Annotated in this window: 18 protein-coding genes; 11 read left to right on the top strand and 7 right to left on the bottom strand. The window is 69.1% G+C overall.

Annotation, left to right across the window (positions count from 1 at the left end):
* Window positions 1-38: 38 nt before the first annotated feature.
* Window positions 39-1,202 (bottom strand): tRNA epoxyqueuosine(34) reductase QueG, encoded by a 1,164-nt coding sequence (queG, locus tag KOR34_RS02930; protein WP_228714480.1) that lies wholly within the window; start codon window positions 1,200-1,202, stop codon window positions 39-41.
* A gap of 105 nt (window positions 1,203-1,307) precedes the next feature.
* Here queG and KOR34_RS02925 point away from each other — a divergent pair, with 105 nt between their 5' ends.
* Window positions 1,308-1,724: a hypothetical protein gene (locus tag KOR34_RS02925; protein WP_146562068.1), complete on the top strand. Its 417-nt coding sequence runs from the start codon at window positions 1,308-1,310 to the stop codon at window positions 1,722-1,724.
* Here the strand turns inward: KOR34_RS02925 and KOR34_RS02920 are convergent.
* The 4 genes from KOR34_RS02920 to KOR34_RS02905 form a co-directional block, all read right to left on the bottom strand.
* Window positions 1,699-2,802, bottom strand: coding sequence for a hypothetical protein (locus tag KOR34_RS02920; protein WP_146562060.1), 1,104 nt, complete (start codon window positions 2,800-2,802; stop codon window positions 1,699-1,701). The two genes, KOR34_RS02925 and KOR34_RS02920, sit on opposite strands and share 26 nt — an antisense overlap.
* Before the next feature lie 49 nt (window positions 2,803-2,851).
* Entirely contained in the window at window positions 2,852-3,634 is a 783-nt protein-coding gene (locus KOR34_RS02915; RefSeq protein WP_146562059.1) for a WecB/TagA/CpsF family glycosyltransferase, read from the bottom strand.
* A gap of 68 nt (window positions 3,635-3,702) precedes the next feature.
* Window positions 3,703-5,121 carry an O-antigen ligase family protein gene (locus KOR34_RS02910; protein ID WP_146562058.1) on the bottom strand — a complete coding sequence of 473 codons (1,419 nt, stop codon included), beginning with the start codon at window positions 5,119-5,121 and terminating at the stop codon, window positions 3,703-3,705.
* Between the two features lie 48 nt (window positions 5,122-5,169).
* Window positions 5,170-6,687: a GumC family protein gene (locus KOR34_RS02905; RefSeq protein WP_146562057.1), complete on the bottom strand. Its 1,518-nt coding sequence runs from the start codon at window positions 6,685-6,687 to the stop codon at window positions 5,170-5,172.
* A 293-nt stretch (window positions 6,688-6,980) separates the two neighbouring features.
* Here KOR34_RS02905 and KOR34_RS02900 point away from each other — a divergent pair, with 293 nt between their 5' ends.
* The 8 genes from KOR34_RS02900 (at window position 6,981) to KOR34_RS02865 (ending at window position 17,728) form a co-directional block, all read left to right on the top strand.
* Window positions 6,981-8,081: a GNAT family N-acetyltransferase gene (locus KOR34_RS02900; RefSeq protein ID WP_197531092.1), complete on the top strand. Its 1,101-nt coding sequence runs from the start codon at window positions 6,981-6,983 to the stop codon at window positions 8,079-8,081.
* Window positions 8,082-8,110: 29 nt separating this feature from the next.
* Window positions 8,111-8,983 carry a polysaccharide deacetylase family protein gene (locus tag KOR34_RS02895; RefSeq protein ID WP_146562054.1) on the top strand — a complete coding sequence of 291 codons (873 nt, stop codon included), beginning with the start codon at window positions 8,111-8,113 and terminating at the stop codon, window positions 8,981-8,983.
* Window positions 8,979-10,514: a lipopolysaccharide biosynthesis protein gene (locus tag KOR34_RS02890; protein WP_315852857.1), complete on the top strand. Its 1,536-nt coding sequence runs from the start codon at window positions 8,979-8,981 to the stop codon at window positions 10,512-10,514. The genes KOR34_RS02895 and KOR34_RS02890 overlap by 5 nt, the downstream gene beginning before the upstream one ends.
* A complete protein-coding gene (locus KOR34_RS02885) occupies window positions 10,511-11,698 on the top strand; it encodes a glycosyltransferase (protein WP_228714478.1) in 1,188 nt (395 codons plus the stop codon). Before KOR34_RS02890 ends, KOR34_RS02885 begins: the two co-directional genes overlap by 4 nt.
* A 132-nt stretch (window positions 11,699-11,830) precedes the next feature.
* Window positions 11,831-12,448, top strand: a complete 618-nt coding sequence (locus tag KOR34_RS02880) for a lysophospholipid acyltransferase family protein (RefSeq protein ID WP_197531090.1) — start codon at window positions 11,831-11,833, stop codon at window positions 12,446-12,448.
* Window positions 12,449-12,583: 135 nt separating this feature from the next.
* Window positions 12,584-13,543 (top strand): phosphatidate cytidylyltransferase, encoded by a 960-nt coding sequence (locus tag KOR34_RS02875; protein ID WP_146562051.1) that lies wholly within the window; start codon window positions 12,584-12,586, stop codon window positions 13,541-13,543.
* A 30-nt stretch (window positions 13,544-13,573) separates the two neighbouring features.
* The gene (locus KOR34_RS02870) at window positions 13,574-13,993 is read left to right on the top strand and encodes a hypothetical protein (RefSeq protein WP_146562050.1); all 420 of its coding nucleotides are present in this window, start codon (window positions 13,574-13,576) and stop codon (window positions 13,991-13,993) included.
* A 213-nt stretch (window positions 13,994-14,206) separates the two neighbouring features.
* Window positions 14,207-17,728 carry a beta strand repeat-containing protein gene (locus KOR34_RS02865; RefSeq protein ID WP_146562049.1) on the top strand — a complete coding sequence of 1,174 codons (3,522 nt, stop codon included), beginning with the start codon at window positions 14,207-14,209 and terminating at the stop codon, window positions 17,726-17,728.
* 506 nt (window positions 17,729-18,234) lie between these two features.
* On the opposite strand, the gene KOR34_RS02860 is transcribed toward KOR34_RS02865, so the two are convergent.
* Entirely contained in the window at window positions 18,235-18,423 is a 189-nt protein-coding gene (locus KOR34_RS02860) for a hypothetical protein (RefSeq protein ID WP_146562047.1), read from the bottom strand.
* Between the two features lie 5 nt (window positions 18,424-18,428).
* Window positions 18,429-19,418 (bottom strand): hypothetical protein, encoded by a 990-nt coding sequence (locus KOR34_RS02855; RefSeq protein WP_146562046.1) that lies wholly within the window; start codon window positions 19,416-19,418, stop codon window positions 18,429-18,431.
* Window positions 19,419-19,635: 217 nt separating this feature from the next.
* Between KOR34_RS02855 and KOR34_RS02850 the strand changes: the two genes are divergently transcribed.
* On the top strand, window positions 19,636-21,042 hold the full coding sequence (locus tag KOR34_RS02850) for a cytochrome c peroxidase (protein WP_197531089.1): 1,407 nt from the start codon (window positions 19,636-19,638) through the stop codon (window positions 21,040-21,042).
* Window positions 21,043-21,112: 70 nt separating this feature from the next.
* On the top strand, window positions 21,113-22,507 hold the full coding sequence (locus KOR34_RS02845; RefSeq protein WP_146562044.1) for a hypothetical protein: 1,395 nt from the start codon (window positions 21,113-21,115) through the stop codon (window positions 22,505-22,507).
* Window positions 22,508-22,515 lie beyond the last annotated feature (8 nt).

Genomic DNA, 22,515 nt, shown 5'->3' with positions numbered 1-22,515 from the left:
CCGCGGGGCGTCAACACGACACCGCTCAGCGTGCTCTCTCAGCAAGACTCGGCGAGGACGGCCCGGATCTCTTCCTGCACACCCGGATCGGCCTCCTGGTCGGCAAGCGACCGCACCAGCTCCAGCGACCGCACGCACCCGTACTGCCCTAGCGCCCACACGCTGGCGCCGCGCACCAGCGGCTCCTCGTCCCGCAGGCCGGTCGCCAGAATGTCGATGCCGCCCGAAGGCCTTGTATTGCCCAGCACCACCGCGGCGCTCCGCAGCAGCCCCCGGCGGTGGGCCCGCCACAACGGGGTCTTGCGGAAGCGGCGGCGGAACGCGGCGTCGTCGAGCTCGAACAGCGGCGCCAGGTCCATTGGGTTGGAGTCGGGGCGGGGCGTGAAGCTGGGCAGCGGCGATTCGGGCGAGCGCCGGTTCCAGGGGCAGACGTCTTGGCACACGTCGCAGCCGAAGAGCCAGTCGCCCATGCCGGGACGGAGCTCGGCCGGCGCCTGGTCTCGGAGCTCAATGGTCAGGTAGCTGATGCAGCGCGACGCGTCCAATACGCCCGGCCGCGGGAAGGCGTCGGTAGGGCACGCGTCCAGGCACGCCGTGCACGTGCCGCAGTGCGATGACGAGGTCGGCAAGTCGTACTCAAGCTCAACATCCGTCAGCAGCGCCGAGAGGAAGAACCAGCTCCCCTGCGGCTTGTTGAGCAGCAGCGTGTTCTTGCCGATCCAGCCAAGCCCCGCCATCTGAGCGAAGTCCCGCTCCAGCAGCGGCGCCGTGTCCACCACGCAGCGGGTCTGGGCTTCTGGGTGCTCGGCCCGCATCGCGTCGGCCAGCTGGTGCAGGCGGGCGCGGATCAGGTCGTGGTAGTCGGCGTCGCCCCACGCGTAGCGGGACACCCTGCCCTGCCCCGGCCCGGGCGGGCGGGGCTCTTCGGTGCGGTAGGCCATCGCGAGCATCATCACGCTGCGGCAGCCGTCCAGCACATGGGTGGGGTGCTCGTACGCGTGCCGGCGGTCCGCCAGGTAGTCCATCTGCCCCGCGTACCCCGCCTGGAGCCAGTCGTCCAGGTGGTCCACACCGGGCGGGCGCACCGCGGGGCACACGCCCGACAGGCCGAAACCAAGCTCCCCCGCCAGCCGCTTCAGCCGGGCGGTTAGCCGGCCGCGGGGCGGATCGCTACAACCGGCATTATCGGACGGATCGGGCAATTTCTTGCAGGCGCGGGCCGGCCTGATTAGCGTGGGGATAGGGCGATAAACCTCCCCACCACCATAGCAACCCCGCCCCTGCTCTACACCGCCGAGGATACCGACATGGCCCGCCATCTACTGCTGACTTGTGCTCTCGCCGCGGGCCTGCTGGGCTCGGCCTCGACCGCCACGGCCTGCGACGGCTGCGGGATGGGCTACGGCTGGGGCCTGGGTTTCCTGTACAACTCGCTCGAGAACAAGGTGCCGTACTTCGCCGCGCACCCGCCGGTGTACTACAGCGCCCCGGTGCCGCGGGCCTACGGGTGGAGCCCGTTCGCCTACCCGCCCAACGTCCGGACCCCGGAGTTCGTTGAGTCGGTCCAGCCGCTGACCATCAACAACCCGCACTTCCAGAGCGAGCCGACCAAGGCCGCTCCGCAGGCCGACCAGACCGCCAAGGCAACCACGCCCGAGCCGCTGGTGATCATCAACCCGTACGTCGAGCAGTCCCGCGTTATGCAGGCTTCTCACTCGCTGTAGCGAGTACGGCGGCCAGACGCTCCTCCAGCAGCTCCACCTGGTGCGGCTGGCGGACGGCGACGTCGTTGATTTCCCAGCCGTCGTCGGGCTTGGAGTACAGCTCCGGCTCTCCCTCGCCGGGGGAGTAGAGCTTCCAGTGCTCGTCCTGCACCGCGTGCCCGGCTGTCGAACGCAGTACGGCGAGTTCGCGCGGCGGGCGCCCATCGCCCAATAGCAGGCGTGGCACATCGGCGCTGGTGAGCAGTTCGCGCAGCCGCTGATGGCTGCGGGAGTCGGCGCGGCGGACGAGCAGCGGCAGTTGGCGGCCCTCGTTGTACGGCCGGAGATCGGCGCCGAGGGCGCCGTGCTCGCCGAGCGCTAGCCCTCGCGTCCCCAAGACCGCCAGGGTGAACGGCCTGCCCTTAAGCAGGCTATCGAGGGCGGCGACCGTCATCCCCAGGCACTGGTCGAGCGCCGCCACTTGGGCCGCGTACCGCAGCGTTGCGAGGAAGCGGGCGTCGTCGGGATTGTCTAACTGGGCTAAGTCCCCGCTCGGCGGCGTTACGCTTGGCTCGGGGTGCGGGTCGTCCTCGTCGATGAGTGCCTCAACGGCCTCCAGCGGCGCGTCCCACGGCCCGCTAGCAAATCTCAGATGCCCCCAGGCCAGCAGGGGCTGATTGCTGTCTAGCCGCGTCTCGATCGCGTCGAGCAGCGCCGAAAGCGTGACCGCGAGGCCGGTCTCGTCTGCGCTGTCGGCAGGCAATTGTGGATCTTGCGAAGGAACGAGGACCGCCTCGTCGAACGACTTTGCTGCGGCGTGCTCGGTGAGGTCAGCGTCGTCGGTCACCAGCAGCGTGCGGCCTGAGAACCTGTCGGCGCCGAGCAAGAGCGGCGTGCCAGAATCGCCGGGCGATGCGCCCCACAGGTCCCGCCACAGCTCGTCGGGAGTCCAGTGCTCCCCTAGCAGTTGCGAGTAGACCGTCGCTTCGGCGGCGAGTTGGTCGAGCGCCGGCGTCGCGTACCAGGTGTTGCCGTACGCGCCCAACGCGGACGCGCGGAGGCCGTCGACCGAGATGACAATCAGACTGGCGTCGCTCATGCGGGCGAGTATACCAGCCGGCGGGAACACGCGGCAGCGGGCGGACTCGCTAGCAGAGGCCGCGCCACTCGCGGAGCACCAGCGGCGGGAACAGCAGCGCGTCGACCGCGTACCGCTTGGCCAGCCGGCCCGGTTCGCTCATTAGGCGGTGCGTCCACTCGAGCCCGGCACGACGCATCCAGACCGGCGAGCGGCGTTTCTCGCCCGCCAGAAAGTCGATGGTCGCGCCAACACAGAGCGCGACCCGCGCGCCTAGCTGCGGCCGGAAGCGGTGCGCCCACAGCTCCTGCTTGGGCGCGCCCAGGCCGATCAGCAGCACGTCGGGCGACGCATTGGCGACCGCCTCGAGCGCCAGGTTGTTCTGGTACTGGTCGACCTGAAAGCCCATCGGCGGGCAGTACGTGCCGCACACGTTGACGCCGCGCCACTTGGCGTGGATGTTCTCGGCCGCCCGGTCCGCCACGCCCGGTCCCGCGCCCAGCAAAAACACCCGCAGCGGCGTGCGGGCGTCGTCGGCGAGGTCGAACAGCCTCGGCGCCAGATCACTGCCGGCGACCCGCCCGGGCAGGCCCCGCCGCAGCATCCGCGACACCGCCACCAGCGGCGCCCCGTCGGCCAGCACCATCGCGGCGTCCGCGTACGCGGCCCGCAGGTCGGCTCGGCGCTGGAACATCACCGCGTGGTCGACGTTGGGCGTGACCACGAAGCGGCAGCCTTCCTCGGAGTCGTTGCGGGACCACGCCAGCACCTGCTGGGCGGCCTGGTCGAGGGTCACGGCGTCGATCTGCATCCCGAACAAACGGGCGCGCTGGCTCTGGCTGGATTCAGTCATGGTGGGCGCGTGTGATTGAGCAGTAGTGAAGAGAGTGTGTCGCCGAGCAGCATGCTGCCCGCGTACGGTTAGCCAAGCCCAGCGGCGCCCGAGAAGGCTGGGTCCTGACCAGCGGCAGGCGTCTCGCGGTGCGCGGCGCCGACCGTACTCAAGCCTAGCCTACGTTCGAAGCCGAGAGCGGCTCCGGCGACCAGAAAAACCAGCCACTGGTCGCTGTGCACCAGCGATAAATCGTGAAACACCGCCGACGGCAGGTAGCACGCGAGGGTCGCCAGGCAGAGCACCCCCAGCCGCCGCCCGGCGTCGGTGGTTTCGTCGCTGTTGGCCAGACGCCAGGCTGCCCGGGCCAGCCCGTACAGCACGCCCAAGTAGGCGGCCAGGCCGATCATGCCGGTCTCGGTGAGCAGGCTCAGCAGGGTGTTGTGGTGGTGGAGGTCGCGTAGCGACTCCAGCTCGAAGCTCTGCGACCGGTCCGACAGGTACGGCAGCTTCTGGTCGTAGAACCGCCCGAAGCCGACCCCCTTGAGCGGATGGTCCTGGAACATCTTCCAGGAGACGTACGCAAAGGCCGTCCGCTGCTGGACCGAGTGCTGCGACATGTGCCCCGAGTCCTCGCGCTTGAGCGCCACGAGGCTGGTCGCCGCCAGCGGGCCTGCCACAACTCCCAGCACCAGCAACCCGCTAAGCACCGGGCCGCGTAGGCGCTTGGGGAGCTGCACGGCGAGCACCGCCACCCCGCTGGCGATCAGGCCGAGCCACACCGAGCGGGTGTAGGTGAGCAGCACGCCCAGCACCATCAGCGGCATCAGCACCAGCAGCACCGCTTGAAGGGCGCGGGGCGCCTTGGGCAGCAGCAGCCACGCGGACCACAGGCAGACCGTGAGGTAGATGCCCAGGCTCACCGAGTTGAGCGCCGGTCCGCGGGCGCGACCGAAGTGCAGGCCCAGGTTCGGGTCCGCGATGTACCGGGGGAAGACCAGCGACCACAGGCCGGCGGTCTCCGCCAAAGCGGTCAGCGCCAGGTAGCCGCCCAGGGCCGCCAGCCCGGCCATGAACAGGTAGGTGGTGCGTGAGCTCTCCCGTGCCGCGCGTCCGGTGAACAGCAGGATGGCCGGCGCCCAGAAGCTGAACAGCAGACGCCACATGGGCGAGGTCGGCAGCTGAGCATCGTCTGCAGGGCGGGACGTCAGCGCGCTGAAAGTCAGCCAGGCCAGCACCGCGGCCAGGGCCCACTCGACGCCGCCGATCCGCCGCTGGTCGAGCTCGCCCCGCCACATCCGCCAGCCGAGCAGGCAGGCGAGGCCGCCCAGCAGCAGCCGGTCGAGCGTCAGCGGCAGCGGGCCGACGTGGGCGTTCCAGAAGCTGTGCCCCAGCACGTACCCCACGGCCACCGTCGCCAAGGCGGTGATGGTGAGCGACGCCCGCCGGGCAAAGAGCAGGCCCCACAGCACGGCGGCGACGGCGGCAAACAGTAGGACGACAGGCATTGCGACGGTTGCAGGGGCTGCGGCGGTGGAACAGGGGGCAATCCAAGCCTAGCTTGCGACGAAGATCGAGCCGCCGGTCAGGGCCGCGTCCTGTGTGACGGTCGCCACAACGGGCGTGGCGCCCGCCGGCCGGGCCGCGGCGCAGGGGCGGGTGGCGGCGGCCTGCGGGGCGGGCGCGGGGCTCGGTCCCGTCGGACCCACGGCGCCCGGCGAAGCGGGCGTCGGACGCGGCCCGTGGAAGAAGAACACGGCGCCCAGGCCGCCGATCAGCCCGAACAGCCCGCCGGCCGCGGCAATGCTGGTCCGTCCCGGGCCGGTCGGGTACAGGCCCGCCTCGGCGTTGTCGATCCGGGCGAGCACGCTGGCGCTGGTCGAGCCGGCCCGGTGGGCGATGGCGTCCGACAGTTGCTTGCGGCCCTCCTCGACCACCCGCGACTGGTTGTCAACGTTGGCCAGCAGCTGCGAGTACTCCGCCCGCTTGTTCGCCAGTTGCGACTGCGAGGCGTGCAGATCGGAGAGTTTTTCCTGGAGCGAAGCCGTACGCGACGCGTTCACGGCCAGTTCCATCTCGACGCCGCGGATCGCCTGTGGCGCCTGGCGGTTGATCTGCTCACGGAGGTTGGATTCGGTTTCCATCGCGGCCTTCACGATGGGGTGCTCGGCCGAGCGGGAGCCGAGCAGCTCGGCGGTCCGGATCTGGGCGTCGACCAGGCCCTCCTTCAGCCGCAGCAGCGTCGGCTGGCCGACCAGCAGGCTGCTGGGCGTGGCCTCGAGCCGGCCAGGGCTCTGGTTGGCGGTCTGCAGGGTCAGCAGTAGCTGCTCATTCTTGCGGCGGCTGGACTCGAGAACGCGGAGCTCCTGCTCGATCGCGGCCGCCTGCTGGTCCATGCTGCTCTGGCTGCCATTGGGCGAGATCAGGTTGCGGAGCTCACTCAGCTGCGAACCCAGGCCCGACTCGTAGCTGCCCAGTCGATTGACCTCGGCAGCGAGCGATTCCTCGGCCAGCTTCACGCTCCGCTGCAGCTCGGTGACCATCGACTCGGCCCGCTCTTCCCGCAGGCCCTGCAGGCGGTTCTCGAGCTGGTTGGCTAGGGCGGCCACCAGCCGCTCCGCCCGACGCGGGTCGTGGTCCTCAACCGAGATGTAGAACACCTCGGTGTTGCCGAACTCGGCGCCGCCGGGCGGGGTGATGCTCAGACGCTTGCGGAACTTGTCCACGTCTTCCCGCGACGGCCACTCGTTCGAGGCCCAGCTGCTGGCGGGGCCAACCTCGTCTAGCACGGCGGTCACCACGCTGTTGCTGCGGGCGAGCTCCAGCATCGTTTCCTGGACGGTCTTCATCTCGGACAGGTCCGTGAACTTGCCGAGGCGCTGATTGGCGTAGCCGGCCGCCTCGCTGCGGACGATCAGGCCCTGCCGCGCCGACCAGGTGCGGGGCGTCATGGCCGAGCAGAACGCCGCCAGGCAGAACCCGGCCACCGCCGGGGCGATCCACAGGTACCGGTGCTTGCGGAGCAGGTCGAACACGGCGGCGGGCGTCAGCGAGGAGGGCGAAGGGTTGTTCATCAAGGCTATCTCGTCGATGGGCGGGCGGGTCGCGATGAGCTTCGGCAGTCACCAACGCAAAGGGGGCGCCAGCCTGCCGACCCCGCTGAAACCCGGGGCAAACCGGCCGCCGCAGCACGGCGTTGCGTAGCCGCCACACCGGCGGCGTGTCGCCGCGCGGCATCATGTTCCCCAAACGCAACACGCCCGCGGGATCTCGCCGTGCGATTTGCTTCTGGTCGTTTGCAGGCCAGAGTTGTGGGTTGAGAAGCGTCCCCGCGCCGCCGCCCTTATCTCCTCCGCTGTGCCAACCAATGACTGTCCGCCTGCTGACTAGCGTTGATGAACTCCAATCGATCGCGCCCGACTGGGAGCGGCTCGCCGCCGGCATGCCGATGCGGGGCCCGGACTGGCTGCTTGGTTGGTTGCGGCACTACGAGGCGACCGCCGGCGAGGCGTTCGTCCCGACCGTTTGGGACGGCGAGTCACTTGTTGGGCTGGCGCCGTGGCGGATCGAGAACTCCGTCCGTGCGGGCCGCGTGGTCCGCTGGCTCGGCGACGGTGAGGTCTGCACCGACCACCTGAGCGTGCTGTGCGGCGAAGCCGATACGCCTGCGGTCGCTAGCGAACTGGCCGACTGGCTCATCGACGAGTCAGACGCTTGGGACCTGATCGACCTGGACCACTGCGACCAATCTGACGCGGTTCTCGGTGCGCTGTTTGACGAGCTCAAACACCGCGAAGCGGCCGTCAGCGCCGACCAGGACGACGCCTGCTGGACCATCCAGCTGCCCGCCGACTGGGAGGAGTACCTCGCCCGCCAGTCGAAGAGCCACCGCAAGCAGCTCCGCCGCGCGGAGCGGCGGGTGCTCGATTCCGATGAGTGCGCCTGGCGCCCCGTAGAGAACGCCGCCGACCTTGAGCAGGCGTGGCCGATCCTAGTCGACCTGCACCAGCGGCGGCGGATCAGCCTGGGCGAGCCCGGCTGCTTCGCGTCGGCCCGATTCAGCGCGTTCCACGAGGAGCTGGCCCGCACGCTGCTGGCGAAAGACCGGCTGCGTATTTCCTGGCTGGAGTTGCAGGGCGCGCCGGCCGCGGTTGAGTACCACTTCGCCGGCCCGGACACGATCTACGCCTACCAGGGCGGCGTCGACCCCGACCGCCTGGACGACGAGCCGGGCCGCCTGTCCACCATCGCCACGCTCAAGCACGCCATGGAGCAAGGCCGCGCGACCTTCGACTTCCTCCGCGGCGACGAGGCCTACAAGGCCCACTGGCGGGCCGAGCCACAGCCCACCCTCCGCCGCCGCGCCGCGGCGCCCCGCGCTTCGGCCAGGCTGCGGGCGCAGGCCAACCGGGCCGCGGACTCGTTCCGGGGCCTGCTGAAGAGCGGGCTCCAGGGCGCCCGAAAGTAAGTCCACCACCATCACGAAGGTTCAGCACGTTGCCGTACTGGAAAGAACTGCTGCTCGGTTGCTACTACATGGCGTCGTTGCCGGCCCGCCGCCGCGCGGCCGTTGACCGGGCTGCGCACCAGCTCGAGCCGATCAGGGTCTTGTTTTACCACCGTGTCGCCGACAGCTCGCCGAACGACTGGACCATGTCGTGCGGCGACTTCGAGCAGCAGGTCGAGTGGGTCGCCGAGCACTACGACGTGATCTCGCTTGCCGAGGCCCAGCGCCGCATCGCCGCGGGTCAGAACAAGTGGCCGTCGGTCTGCCTCACGTTCGACGACGGCTACGCCGACAACTGCGACTTCGCCCTGCCGCTCCTGCTGCGGAAGAAGCTGCCGTTCACCTACTTCGTGTCGACCGACCACGTGCTCAACGGCCAGCCGTTCGGCCACGACGTCCAGAACGGCGTGGCATTGCGGCCCAACTCGCTGGCGGAGATCCGCTCGCTGGCCGACGCGGGCGTCGAGATCGGCGCCCACACCCGGAGCCACGCCGACCTGGGGCGGATCCACGACCCGGGCCTGCTGCACAACGAGATCGCGGGCTCCAAGGCGGACCTCGAGGACAAGCTCGGCCGATCGATCGACTACTTCGCGTTCCCGTTCGGCCTGCACGCCAACATGAGCCCGCACGCGTTCCGCATCGCCCGCCAGGCCGGCTTCCGCGGCGTCTGCTCCGCGTACGGCGCGTACAACTGGCCGGGGGACGACGCGTTCCACATCCGCCGGATCCACTCCGACCCGGAGCTGATCCGGCTGAAGAACTGGCTGACGATCGACCCGCGCAAGCTCGAGGTCGACGACTTCGACCCGGGCGACTACCAGGCGGGCGCCGCGCCGGCGACGACGGGGGCCCCCAATTAGCACATCCACGGACAAACCGAAACGCGGCCCGCTGCGGCCGGACACGCTCTCCTCCAGCATCCTGATCCTGCTGACCGTCGCGGTGGTGCAGCGGTCGGTCGGCTTTGGACGCGGAATCTTGTTCTGCCGCTGGCTCGACGCCGAGTCGCTGGGGCACTGGGAGATGGCCTACGGGTTCCTGCTGCTCGCCGCGCCGCTGGCCGTGCTGGGGCTGCCGGGGTCGTTCGGGCGGTACCTGACGCGGTACCGTGAGGACGGCATGCTGTGGATGTTCCTCCGCCGCACCGCTGCTTGGACGTTCGGACTCGCGGCGGTCGCCGTGGCGACGCTGCTGGCGTTCCGCGGGCAGTTCGCCGGGCTGGTGTTCGGCGAGCCCAACCAGACGCTGATGATGACGGCCGTCGCGGCATGCCTGGCCGTGGTGATCCTGATGCACTTCCTGGAGGCAGTGTTCGCCGGCCTGCGGTTGTTCCGCGTGGTCTCGGTGATGTACTTCTGCCAGAGCATGCTGTTCGCGGCGGGCGCGTTGTCGCTGATCCGTTTCTGGCGGGCGGACGCGCTGAGCGTGATCGTGGCCTACGGGGCGGGGTGCCTGGCGACCTCGCTCGGCGTGCTGGCCTGGTCCGCGTTCCGAGCCGAGGCGGCGCCCGACGCCGCGCCCGGCCTGTCGCATCGGCAGTTTTGGCCGCCGTTGATGCGGTTTGCGGTGTGGGTCTGGGTGACCAACCTGCTCAGCAACCTGTTCGCCGTGATTGACCGCTACATGATCGTGCACTGCGGCGCCTTCACGGCCGACGAGGCGCTTGCGCAGGTTGGCAACTACCACGCCAGCGCGCTGGTGCCGATGCTGCTGGTGTCGATCGCCAACCTGCTGGTCGGCGCCATGACGCCGCACCTCAGCCACGACTGGGAGGCCGGCCGCCGCGGCGCGGTCTCCGACCAGCTGAACCTCACGCTCAAGCTTGCCCCGCTGGTCATGCTGGCCGCCGGCGCCGTGGTGCTGGCCTGCAACCCGCTGCTGTTCGGCTGGGTGCTGGAGGGCCGCTACGCCTACGGCCGCGCCGTCGCGCCGTGGACGCTGGCCACCTGCGTCTGGTTCGGCATGCTGCTGGTGTCGCAGACGTACGTCTGGTGCGCGGAGAAGTCACGCCGCGCCGCCTGGCCGCTGGCCACCGGCCTGCTTGCCAACATCGGCCTGAACCTGGTGCTGCTGCCGCGGATGGGCCTGCTGGGCGCGGTCGTGGCGACCGCGGTCGCCACGCTCATCGCCTTCGCTATCCAGCTGTGGGTCAACCACCGCGTCGGCATGCGGGTGTCGCCCGGCCTGTTCATTTGCGGTCTTAGCCCGCTCGCGCTGGCCGGCGGGCTGACCACCACCCTCCCGCTGCTGCTGGCGGCGGGCGTTGGCGTGCTGTTCACCGACCTGCTGGTCGACGCGCAGGAGAAGCGGCTGCTGACCTCGGTGGCGCGCGGCTACCTGGCGCGGGCGCCGTTTAACCGCCTTCATCGCAACCCCTCGGTGGCGTCATGATTGAGAACGACCGTCCACTCCGCGTGATGTTTCTGCAAACCAGCATGCCGGTCGGCGGCGCCGAGGTGCTGCTGGTCAACCTTGTCCGCGGCCTCGACCGGCGGCGGTTTGCACCGGAGATCGTCTGCCTCAAGGAACCCGGCCCGCTGGGCGAAGAGATCGCCCGCGAGCTGCCGGTGCACTCTGGGCTGCTGAAGTCCAAGTACGACGCCGCCGTGCTCTTCCGGCTGTCTGACCTGATGCGGTCCCGCCAGGCGGATGCGGTGGTGACCGTGGGCGCCGGCGACAAGATGTTCTGGGGCCGGCTGGCCGCCCGGCTGGCCGGCGTGCCGGTGGTGGCCAGCGCGCTGCACAGCACCGGCTGGCCCGACGGCGTCGGCCGGCTGAACCGGATGCTCACCCCGCTGACCGACGCGTTCATCGCCTGCGCCAAGCCCCACGGCGTGCACCTGGTTGAGGGCGAGCGCTTCCCCGCCGAGAAGGTCCACGTCATCCCCAACGGCGTCGATACCGACCGCTTCGCCCCCGTGCCCGACCCGGTCGCCGCCAGGGCGGCCGTCGGCGTTGGGCCGACGGCGCCGGTGGTCGGCATCCTGGCCGCGCTGCGGCCGGAGAAGAACCACGAGATGTTCCTCGAGGCCGCCCGCCGGGTGCGCGGCGAGATCTCCGACGCCCGCTTCCTGATCATCGGCGACGGCCCCCGCCGCGGCGAGCTGGAGTCGCTCCGCGCGCGGCTCGACCTGAACGACGCGGTTACATTCCTCGGTTCGCGGGCCGACATCCCGGAGGTGCTCGGCGCGATCGACGTGCTCGCCCTGACCTCGCACAACGAGGCCAACCCGGTGTCGATCCTCGAGGCGATGAGCTGCGGCAAGCCCGTCGTGGCGACCGACGTCGGCTCCGTCGGCGAGACCGTCATCCCCGGCCAAACCGGCGCCCTCTGCCCCGCCGGCGACGCCGCCGCGTTCGCCGCGGCCGTGCTGGAACTGCTGGACAACCCGCTGCACGCCAAGCAGCTCGGCGCCGCTGGGCGCGAGCTGGTCGTGTCGGACTGGTCGCTGCAGGCGATGGTCAGCGGGTACGAGGGGCTGCTGGAAGATCTGGTGCAGCAGAAAACGGGCCGCGAGCCGGTCCGGGTAGCCGCCCCAGAGCCCGTTCTCGAGCTGCAAAACAGCCACTCGTAGCCGGGGCTCCGAGCGGTCATAATAGGGACAGCGGGCCGGCGCGGATCGGCCCGTATTCTGTTGGCGCCGGCCCCCGCGGCGGCGCCGGTTTGGGCCCTGCCCGTCACGGCACGGCCGCTGCGACCCTCCCTGATGATCACCGAGACTGCGCTCACTTTGCTGGCACGCTTCCTCAGCGGCGTGAGCGTGCGCTGGGTCGACTGCCAGCCCGACACCTGCCAGCGGGTCTACTTCGCCAACCACACCAGCCACATCGACGTGATCCTGGTCTGGTCCGCCCTGCCCCACAAGGTCCGCCGCCTGACCCGCCCGGTCGCCGCCAAGGACTACTGGAGCAAGGGCTGGATCCGCCCCCGGCTGGCGAAGGTCTACAACGCGATGCTGATCGACCGCAAGGCGATCAAGGTGCACCAAAGCCCGGTGCAGCTGATGCTCGACCAGATGGGGCACGAGTTCTCTGTGATCCTGTTCCCCGAGGGCGGGCGGCAGTCGGGCGAGCGGGTCGGCGAGTTCAAGAGCGGGCTGTATTACCTCGCCAAGAAACGCCCCGACCTGGAGCTGGTGCCGGTCTACCTGAACAACATGAACCGCGTGCTGCCGCGCGACGAGTACCTGCCCGTGCCGCTGCTCTCCAGCTGCACCTTCGGCCCGCCGATGTGGCTGGAGGACGGCGAGGGCAAGAACGACTTCCTCGCCCGCGCCCGTGACGCCGTGATGAAGCTGAGCCGCTTTGATGTCGACGAAGAATAAGGGAGATTGCGGATTTCGGATTGGGGATTTCGGATTGCACCAGGGCGAACTTTGCTCGTAATGAATCCGCAATCCGAAATCTGCAATCCCCAATCGACTGTTGGTTGAAACCTACGAGTCAGAGTTGAACTAGCCATGGATCCCTACAACTGGGCCCTCGCCGCGACCGTGGTCACGCTGCTGGCCATCGCCACGCTGATCGGCCGCGTGCTGCAGCGGCAGCCGAACCTGGGCCTCAACCCCGCCGCGGTCGAGGCGTTCAACGGGCGGCTGCGCGCGTGGTGGATTATCTGCTGCCTGCTGCCGGTGGCGTTCCTCAGCCGGCCGCTGACCGTGTTTGTGTTCTTCGGGCTCAGCTTCTGGGCGCTCCGCGAATTCATCACGCTCACGCCGACCCGCCTCTCGGACCACCGCGCGCTGTTCTGGGTGTTCTTCCTGTTCGCGCCGCTGCAGTACGTGCTGGTCGCCTACGACAACTACAAGCTGTACAGCGTGTTCATCCCCGTGTACGCGTTCCTGTTCATCCCGCTGCGGGTGGCGATCGCCGGCGACCCGCGGCGGTTTTTGGAGCGGGTGGCGAAGATCCAGTCCGGCCTGTTGATCTGCGTGTACTGCCTGAGCTTCGCGCCGGCGCTCTTGTACCTGAAGTCGAAGGAGGGCGCGCTCGACCCGCTCGACCAGGGCGACACCGCCCGGCTGCTGTTCTTCTTCGTGACCATGGTGATCCTCTCCGAGGCGGTGCAGTTCGCGTGGAGCCGGCTGTACGGCAAGAACATCATCGCCCCGGAGATCAACAGCAGCCGCACCTGGGAGGGCTTCCTGGGCGGCGCCGCCACGACCGGCCTGCTGGGCATGCTGCTGGGCGCGTTCGCCCCCTACCACCAGCTCTGGCACGCCGGCATCACGTCGATGCTGATCTCGGTGATGGGCTTCGCCGGCGCGATGACCATGAGCGCCATCAAACGCGACCGCGGCGTCCGCGACTACGGCACCCTGATCGAAGGCCACGGCGGCGTGCTCGACCGCATCGACTCGCTCTGCTTCGCCGCGCCCGTGTTCTACCACTTCAGCCGCCGGCTGCTGGACGCGATCTAGCCACGCCCGCCTTGTGGAGAGGCCAGACGATTGCAGTTCTCAATCCGGCAATTGTTGGGGGTGATGACCGCGGTCGCGCCCGCGGCGGCGTTCGCCCAGTACGTCGGCCCGACCGCTTCGATGAGCATGGGCGTGTCGCTGGTGGTCTTCGCGCCGCTGCTGGTCTACCTGTTCGCCAAGGCGGTGCTGGAGTTTTCTGACGCGCGTGCGGCTCGGCTCACGTTTGTCGCGTCGGCGGGCGTGATGGTTGCCATCGTCGGGTTCGCGGCGGCCAGCTCAGTCCGCGGGTTGTGGGTTGGGGTGGGCGTCGCCGCGGTGTTCCTGTGGAGCGGGCAGGCGGTCTTCCTGTGCGTATGCGTGTCGGCGCACCGCTCAGGCCTCCGTTCGGCGGGGATCGAGCCGAGTGAGCCCCCCGACCGATCCGCGGCGGGTAGCGCCAGGCCGGAGTAACGCCCGCCGCGACGGCTCGTTTCTCGCGTTCTAGCGTAGGCAGAACTCGCCTGCCGGCCGCTTCGCACGCTGCGAGCTTGTCGAGACCGAGAAAATTCCCGCATTCTTTGGCGGAGGGTGGCGGGTTGAACGGCGCTTTCTTGATCAGCCTCTGGGGCCGGCCTGTGGCAGCGGTGCGGGCCCGTTTAGCCACATTCACACTTGGAAATCGACATGAAGGCTTTGCCGCGCGCATCGTTCGTTCTGCCTCTCGCCCTCCTGATTGCCTGCCCGGCTAACCACGGCGCCGCCGCGACCCGCACCTGGATCGGCGGCAACAACGACTGGAACTCGTCGGGCCTGAACTGGACCGGCCTGGACGAGCCCGACGACAACGACGACGCGGTGTTCAACACCAACAACCACGTCGAGATGGCGCAGGACAACGAGGTGCTGTCGCTCGACCTCTCCGGGAGCATCGAGCTGGACACGGAGACCTTCTACCTCGACGTCAACGGCGACATCACGCTCTCCGGCGCGGGGACCGTGCTGCGGGCGGGCGAGAGCAACGTGGCCAGCCTGCCGGCCACGTCGGTTTCGGCGTACAACCTGACCATCAACGCCAACGCCACGTACGCGAACGCAAACTTCACGTCGATCATCCACCCCACGGCGATTGGCCTGCTGAGCATTGAAGCGGGGGGCGTGCTCGCCGGGCACGGGCTGATCCGCAACGGCGACGGCGTCGCCTCGGCGGCCATCGTGTTCAGCAACGACGGCCTGATCCGGCCTGGATCGGTTGTCGACGGAATAGTGCTTGCCGGCGGGTCGCCGACGCCGCGCACGCTCACGCTCGCGGCCATCGACAGCGACGCCCGTATCGACCTGGACGGCAACGGCGGGAACGGCGGGAACGGCGCGATCGACATCACCCGCAACCAGACGCTCGACATCGACTTGGACATCATCGACCCGTTTGACGGCGTCATCAACCTGGGGCACAACGCGACTCTCGACATCGAGGACGCCTGGGCCTTCTCCGGCACGATGACGGTGGGCAACGGGTTCGTGCCCGGCAACCTGCCGTTCATCGCGGCGATCCCGGCCGATGTCGCGTACCTGCGGGGCGGGGCGATCACGATGAGCAGCGGGCTGTCGCCGACGACGATCGAGGTCGCCGACCCGGACGGCACGCTCCAGTTCGACGCGCCCTTCACCGCCACCGGCGGCACGATCGCGAACAACGGGCGGGTCATCTTCAACCAGGACGCGACGGTCGGCGCCGGCGTCGACTTTCAGATGCTCGGCGTCGACGCCGGGCTGACGGTCGGGCCCGGGGCGACGGTGGTGATCAACGACGCCAACATGGACTTCGATGGCGGCGGCGCCAGCACCAACGAGATCATTGTCGAAGCGGACGGCAGGCTGGAGCTGAACCTCGAATCGTTCGAGGGGAACGACCGGGCCGACGGGTTCCTGACCCTCAACAGCGGCGACCTGGACCTCACCGTGGCCGACGGGTCGTGGACGATGGAGCGGCGGCTGACGCTCAACAACTCCACCGGCGAGAGCCCCCGCGTGCTGGGCAGCGCGATGGTCGTCGGCGACGACGCCATCGTCTCGCAGTCAAACGACGCGGACGTGCGCGTCGAGGGGACCGGCACGTCACAGATCAACGTGCCGGTCACCTGGAACTCCGACGCCGAGCTGGACGTCGCCGCCGGGGCCACGCTCGCCGTGCTCGGGTTCTCCACGTTCAACTCCGTCAACGGCGCCGAGAACGCGCAGTTCAACGGGCCGGGCGACGTGTACTTCTCAGGCGGCCAGGTCAACGAGTCCACCACGCTCAACTTCAGCGGCGGCGTCGTGAGCCTCGACGGCGGCGGCGCCGAAGGGGTCATCCTGCTCGGGGCGCCCGACTTTACGATCGACGCCCCGCTGGTGATCAACGCGGCGGAGCTGGCCGACTACGGCCGCTCCGTGAACTTCCCCACGCCCCAGACCAGCGAGCTGACCATCAACGCCAACCTTGGCGGCCGGCTCGACGTGAACCTCGACGACCCGAACGCCTCGTGGACCGTGAACAGCAGCGGTGTGGTGCACGTCAACGGCGACGCCGGTTTCTTTGACCCGGTGATCACCGGCAGCGACCTCAACATGAACGGCCAGATGAACGTCGACGGCCTCAGCCGACTCGAGGCCCGTGTGACGATCGGCGCGACCGGCGTTATCAGCTTCAACGACGCGGCGGCGAGCATCCGCCTCTCGGGCGGCGACGCCATGAACCCCAACCGGATCGAGGGGGGCCAAGTCAACGGGCTGGGCGTGCTGGCTTCCGGTTCCACCGCGGCCCTGTACGGGTTCGGCACGATCGACGCCGACATCGACTTCAACGGGCCGAACTCGGAGCTGCGCGCCGACGACGGCACGCTCACCCTCGGCGGCGCGATCACGGACATCGGCGAGATCGGCACGGCCGACGACGACGGCGTCCTCGACGTGACCAACCCCTGGACGCTCGGCGTCGACTCGGTCGCCGAGCTGCGGGGCGGAGAGCTGACCGGCGCCACGATCACCAACGACGGGCTGATCGTTGGCCGCGGACTCGTCTCTGCCCGCATCGTCAACAACACGGTCACCGGCGTCAGCGGCGGCGGCACGCTGGTCGTTGATACGCCCGCCAACAACAACAACTGGGACGGCGCCCTCGACACCGGCACGCTCCGGGCGCTCGGCGGCGGGCGGCTCGAGTTGCACGACAACGCCGACTTCGGCTACGAGGGCCAGGTGGTCGCCAACGGCGGGACGGTGGCGACCGTCGGCTTCGCGTTCAACCTCGCGCCCGCCTCGACCCTGACCCTGGCCGACGGCGGCGTGCTGGAGTCGCTTCACGCGACCGACATTGGGGGCGCCGTGACGGTCAACGGCGCCGCGCCCTCGACCCTCGCCATCGATGGCGCGGTGATCCAGTCGACCAGCGTGGTGAACCTCAACGCCGACCTGAGGCTTGAGGGCGACACGCGGGTCGAGCCCGGCGCCGCGTTCGCCGGCGGCGGAGCGCTGATCAACGCTGCCGGCCAGACGCTTACCCTGCTTGACGGCGCCGACGTCGACGTGCTCGTGCAGAACGAGGGCCGGGTGGCGTTGGGCGCCTCGCCGGGCCAGACCTCGGGCACGGACTTCGAGCAGACCGCTGCCGGGATGCTGGAGATCGAGCTGCAGGGGACCGGGCTTAACCAGTACGACCGCATGGCGCTAACCGGCCTGGCGCAGCTCGACGGCGAGCTCGAGCTTTCGCTGATCGGTGGCTTCAACCCCGTGCTGAACGACGCGTTCACCATCCTCACCGCGACCAGCGTCGCGGGCGCCTTCGCCAGTGAGGACTTCTCGCTCGCGCCGCTGGGCGCCGGGTTGGCGTGGGATGTCGTGTACAACCCAACGAACGTGCAGGTCGTGGTCGTCGAGGCCGCCCTGCTGCCCGGCGACTACAACGAAGACGGCGTTGTCGACGCCGCCGACTACACGGTGTGGCGCGACAACGTCGGCGCCCCGGCGGGGACCCTCGCCAACGACCCGGTCGGCGGCGTGATCGGCGACGCCCAGTACAATGCCTGGCGGACCAATTACGGCGCCGTGGCGGCGATCCCCGCCGCGGCCGCAGCCGTCCCCGAACCGACGGCCGTGGTCACCGCGTCGGTGCTGGCGTTGATGGGCATCGCCCTCCGCCGGAAGGACAAGCGGTCGGCTGGCAACTAGAGCAACAGACTGAGGGAATCTTCCGCACTTGGCCAGCCGTGGGAGCCCACCGTGCATTCGATTTTGCTCTGCACGTTCGAGCGGAATCGAGGTCTAAGGGCGTCTCTCCAGGTCCGAGAAGCCAATGCTCGTCTGACCGATTTGTCGTAGAAACCGGCCACCCAGCGCGGTCCAATGGGGCTGTGTGCGTACGTCTACCTGTTGCAGGGGGGCCTGGGCGCCGCTGCGCACGTTGTGCCCCTGAGGGACCGACCTCAATTGTCCGGTCCGTGCGCTCCAAATCGGACAAAACCCCCGCTTGTCTGTTGGGAGGATATTGATGTAACCGATTGTTATTGAAGCACTTAGGGAGTTTTAGGGCCACGGTATGCCCCGAGTTTTGTCCCCTTCGCGCGTGTTTTCGGACAAAACGAATCGGACAAAACCGCTAGGCGCCATCGGATTGCGGATGACGCTGGGCATCGCAGCATCCAACCTTGTGACTGCCGCGGTCCGGCCGAATGGGGCTACGGGATGGCTGCGCTCGGGGTTCCCCCGAACTGCTCGTAGTCTTCGTACGCCTGGACCTTCGCCTCGTAGGCGTCACGCTGTTCGAAGTAGTCGGGCGACTGCCGCGAGTGGAACAGGTCGAACAGGGCGGAGTAGCACCCGCTGGACGACAGCAGCAGTGCCGCCAGCAGCGTTAGGCGTCGCACGGCGGCTACCTCCGGATGATGTCCCGCGACCGTGAGTCGTACACCGACGCTCCGCCGCCCTGGGCAGTGTGCGGGGCGCGGTTCAGCCGGTGGTACACCGAGTCGCCGCCCGGTTTGGCCGGGGTGATCGGCGTTATGGGGCCCAGATACTGCATTGGCTCTTCCCCCATAGGTGTGACGGACGCGATCGCGTTGGGGGCTGGCTCCATCGCCAGCCGCGGCCGGCCCGACTTGACCCAGTCGAGCCAGGTCACCTGCAGGTCACGCAGGCCATCGTGGCCGTAGTGGGTGCGGATGGCGCGGGGCCAGTCCTCGTCCTGCATGCCGTCGGACAGGAAGTTGAGGAACGCGGCCTTGCCGCGGCGCTCGATCAGGAACTGCGTGAGCGAGTGCCCCTGCGAGTACAGCGGCATCACGTCGGCCGGGTACTCCTTCATCGCGAACATGGCGTCGAAGGGGATGCCCTTGCCGGTCTTGAGGAACTTGATGAGGAGCCGCTCTTGAACGGCGATCTCGCTGCGGTGCTCGACGGTGGTGCACGCGCCCTCGTCGGCCCAGCGGGGCAGCGGTTGGCGGAAGTGGCTGGCGAACACGGTGTGGGTGATCTCGTGCGGCAGCACGCTGTCCAGCACGCGCTCGCGGCTGCCCTGCACGTTCATGTCCCAGCCGTACACCTCGCCGCGGTCGAACAGGAAGCTGGTCGCGCCGCCGGCGCCCAGCCGGGGCGAGACCTTGGTCTTGATGGGGCACGGCTCGGTCCAATCGGGCATCTCCTCGCCGAGCCACTCGATCGCGAGCTGCTTCCGCCAGGACTCGGCCGACTGGGCGATCTCCTGGGCCAGCTGGGGCGTCTGGGCGTACACCACGAAGTTATTGGTGCGGTAGGTCGCGGCAGCGGAGGCCGCGATCGGGGCCAGCCCGATCAGGCCAGTCAGCAGCAGGAAGAGGCCGCGCCAGGGCGCGCGCAGGGCGGTCTTGGTCCGGTGAGCATCCATGCTCGGCTCCTTGTGGGAGGATCGAATTAAGGGCCAATCTTTGGCCCCCAGCGGGGATGGCGACTCTACCAGAACCCCGGCGTTGGCAGCCATAGCGGATGCGCGGGTGCTAGCATGCCGGCCGGGTGTAGACCCCACGCCCGTGGGGCCGTTTAGCGGGAGAGGCGTGACGACAGGGGCGCCAGCAGAGGCACAGACACCGGAACGGAGCACCACGATGCGAACAGCGACGATTGTCGCCCTGGCCGCCGCTTGGCCTCTGGGGCAGCTCACCGCCAAGGCCCAGACGGTCGGCGTCCCCGCCCTGCCGGCGGACCTGGCCGACTTTGTCGCGTACGCCGAGACCGACCTGCCCGCCCACTTCCGCCCCGGCACACCGAGCGGCGCCGCGATCGCGGCGCTCGACAACACGCCGGCCGATAACCCGCTCACCAACGCCGGCGCCACACTGGGCCGCGTGCTGTTCTACGACCCGCGGCTCTCGCACAACAACTCCACGGCCTGCGCCTCGTGCCACCAGCAGGAGCACGGCTTCACCGACCCCGACCCGGTGAGCGAGGGCTTCGACGGCGAGCTGACCGACCGCAACTCGATGGGCCTGGCCAACGCGCGGTACAACGGCAGCGGCGCATTCTTCTGGGACGAGCGCTCGCCGACCCTGGAGCACCAGGTGCTGCAGCCGATCCAGAACCCGGTCGAGATGGGCATCACGGACCTGGGCGACCTGGAGGCGAAGCTGGCCGCCACCGACTTCTACCCGCAGCTTTTCGAGCAGGCGTTCGGCACGCCGGAGGTGACCAGCGAGCGGATGTCGGCGGCGATGTCGCAGTTCGTGCGGTCGATGGTTTCGTACAACGCGAAGTTCGACCAGGCGTTCCGCGAGGGCGGGCCGCCCGACTTCGGCTCCGTGCTGACCGTCAGCGAAGAACGCGGCCACCAGCTGTTCGCCGACCGCTGCGACGGCTGCCACCGCACCAACGCCCAGGTGTCGGTCGACACGCACAACATCGGGCTGGACCTGATCTCCGACGAGGAGCTGGGCACGGACGAGGGCGCCGGCGACGGCGAGTTCAAGGTCCCATCGCTGCGGAACGTAGCGGTCCGCGGCACGTACATGCACGACGGTCGCTTCGACTCGCTGGAGGACGTGATCCGCTTCTACAGCACCGGCATCCGCGACAACCCCAACCTCGACCCGCTGCTGACGCTGCCCAACGGCCGCCCGGTGCGGTTCAACTTCATCGACCAGGAGGTGGCCGACCTGATCGCGTTCCTCGGGACGCTGACCGACGACGTGCTGCTCACCTCCGAGATGTTCAGCAACCCGTTTGTCACGCTGGCGGGCGACTACAACGACGACGGCCTGGTCGACGCCGACGACTACCTGGTGTGGCGCGAGGCATTCGGCGGCACCGACAACCTGGCCGCCGACGGCAATGGGGACGGCCTCGTTGACTCGAGTGACTACAGCGTCTGGCGAGACAACCTGGGCGCCACGTGGGAGTCGCTCATGCCGTCGGACGCGGCCTTCGCGGCCGTGCCCGCGCCTAGTGGTGCAGCGCTGCTGGTAGCCGCGGCGTGGTGCTGGCGATCGCGCCGGCCGCGAAAGTTGCCGGCGGGGTAACCGGGCGTTAGCATGGCGTCTTGCGCGTCTCGAGCGTTTGACGCTCCTCCCTCCCGCCGCTTGACCCGCCATGGCCCGCACCGGTTTCCGCTTGCGACTAAGGACACTCTTGATCCTGCTGGTGGTTGGGGGCGCGCTGCTGGGTCTCGGCGGCAGGCTGCTGCAGCGCGAGCCGCAGGCGTTTATCTCGATCGTGTGGGGCGTCAGCACGATCGGGCCGTTCTTCGCCGCGATCGGCACGCTAATTTGGCTAGCGGCAAAGGAACGGAGGCGGCCGTTGGCGCTGTGGGCGATAGCGTTGGCGCTCACGCCGGTCTTCGGCGGGTTGGCAGCGTCCACTCTGCAGTCGATGGCCCGCGGGCCGGGCGGGCTGGGGATGCTGTCGACATCGCGGCTTATCAACGCCGAGCTGCCCACCCGGATCGACGAGCCTTGGGCGTGGGACGAGCTGCAGCGGCGGCTGGCAAGCGGCGACCTCACCGCCGAGCAGGTGAACGACGCCGTGCGGATACTGGTGAAGCACATGCGGGCCACCAAGCCCGGCGGCTTTGACGAGCCGCTGAACTGGCAGGGCCGGTTCCTCGACCCGGCCATCAACAGCGGCATTGTGACCGACCAGACGCTGATCGACCTGTGCGACGCGTACTACGGCGGCGCCCCGACACTGCGGCCCGTGCGGCGGATGCGGCAGCGCGACGTGGGGTTCTCGGTCGAGGTCGAGTACGGCAGCGTCTGGGCGCGGCACTCGTCGTCACTCCCGCGGCTTGTGTGGACCGTGAAGGAGGTGCGGCTGGACGGGAACCCCTTAAAGGTCCGCCGGATTTCGCACAGCGGCCACGAGTGGCGCGGGTACTGCGACGAGTCGCTGCCGGTTGGGGAGCACAAGCTGGAGGCCGTTGTGGAAGCCGCCTACGTGCCGGCCGGCAAGATGGTGGGGCTCGACTCGCGGGACATCTCGCCCGGCGGGTTGCCCGCCGGCCTCAAGCAGTGGGAGGCGACCCCCACCCAAACGCTGACCGTTCACGGTAACGAAGAGGAGTTTGTGACGCTGCTCACCAAGCCGGCGGACCTGCGGTCCGGGCACGGCGTTGGCGTGAAGCGGCTAGTGGTGCAGAAGCTGGGTGACGGGCGGAAGAAGGTGGTGCTGGTGGTCGACTCTCAGGCTACCGCAGGCCCCGCGGTTAGCTTTAACGCCGCGGTGCGCCTGGACGATCAGACCATCCAGCTGGAAGGCGGCGTGCTGCGCGTGGTCCGCGAGGGCGGATCGGTGACTACCGGGGGCAGCCAGCTCGAGGCCACCGTCCCGTCGCTGGAAAGCGACTCCCGGCAGGCCGATGTTGTGCTCACCCCGGACCCCAGCCACGTGGAACGCTTCCCCGAGGTCGACGCCATCTGGGGACAGCCAGTAACGATTCCCGGGGTGCGGGTCGAACGGCTCGACCTGAACGGGCCGGACGCCCGCTGACGCGGCCG

The sequence above is a fragment of the Posidoniimonas corsicana genome, from assembly GCF_007859765.1.
In the GTDB taxonomy this organism is placed as follows: Bacteria; Planctomycetota; Planctomycetia; order Pirellulales; family Lacipirellulaceae; genus Posidoniimonas; species Posidoniimonas corsicana.
The sequence above is the reverse complement of the archived record's forward strand: the minus strand, read 5'-3'. Positions and strand labels throughout refer to the sequence as shown.

Excerpts from the sequence above, each read along its gene's own strand:
- KOR34_RS02925 (WP_146562068.1), top strand. The coding sequence starts at position 1,308 with ATGGCCCGCCATCTACTGCTGACTTGTGCTCTCGCCGCGGGCCTGCTG.
- KOR34_RS02920 (WP_146562060.1), bottom strand. The coding sequence starts at position 2,802 with ATGAGCGACGCCAGTCTGATTGTCATCTCGGTCGACGGCCTCCGCGCG.
- KOR34_RS02915 (WP_146562059.1), bottom strand. The coding sequence starts at position 3,634 with ATGACTGAATCCAGCCAGAGCCAGCGCGCCCGTTTGTTCGGGATGCAG.
- KOR34_RS02910 (WP_146562058.1), bottom strand. The coding sequence starts at position 5,121 with ATGCCTGTCGTCCTACTGTTTGCCGCCGTCGCCGCCGTGCTGTGGGGC.
- KOR34_RS02905 (WP_146562057.1), bottom strand. The coding sequence starts at position 6,687 with ATGAACAACCCTTCGCCCTCCTCGCTGACGCCCGCCGCCGTGTTCGAC.
- KOR34_RS02900 (WP_197531092.1), top strand. The coding sequence starts at position 6,981 with ATGACTGTCCGCCTGCTGACTAGCGTTGATGAACTCCAATCGATCGCG.
- KOR34_RS02885 (WP_228714478.1), top strand. The coding sequence starts at position 10,511 with ATGATTGAGAACGACCGTCCACTCCGCGTGATGTTTCTGCAAACCAGC.
- KOR34_RS02880 (WP_197531090.1), top strand. The coding sequence starts at position 11,831 with ATGATCACCGAGACTGCGCTCACTTTGCTGGCACGCTTCCTCAGCGGC.
- KOR34_RS02875 (WP_146562051.1), top strand. The coding sequence starts at position 12,584 with ATGGATCCCTACAACTGGGCCCTCGCCGCGACCGTGGTCACGCTGCTG.
- KOR34_RS02865 (WP_146562049.1), top strand. The coding sequence starts at position 14,207 with ATGAAGGCTTTGCCGCGCGCATCGTTCGTTCTGCCTCTCGCCCTCCTG.
- KOR34_RS02855 (WP_146562046.1), bottom strand. The coding sequence starts at position 19,418 with ATGGATGCTCACCGGACCAAGACCGCCCTGCGCGCGCCCTGGCGCGGC.
- KOR34_RS02850 (WP_197531089.1), top strand. The coding sequence starts at position 19,636 with ATGCGAACAGCGACGATTGTCGCCCTGGCCGCCGCTTGGCCTCTGGGG.
- KOR34_RS02845 (WP_146562044.1), top strand. The coding sequence starts at position 21,113 with ATGGCCCGCACCGGTTTCCGCTTGCGACTAAGGACACTCTTGATCCTG.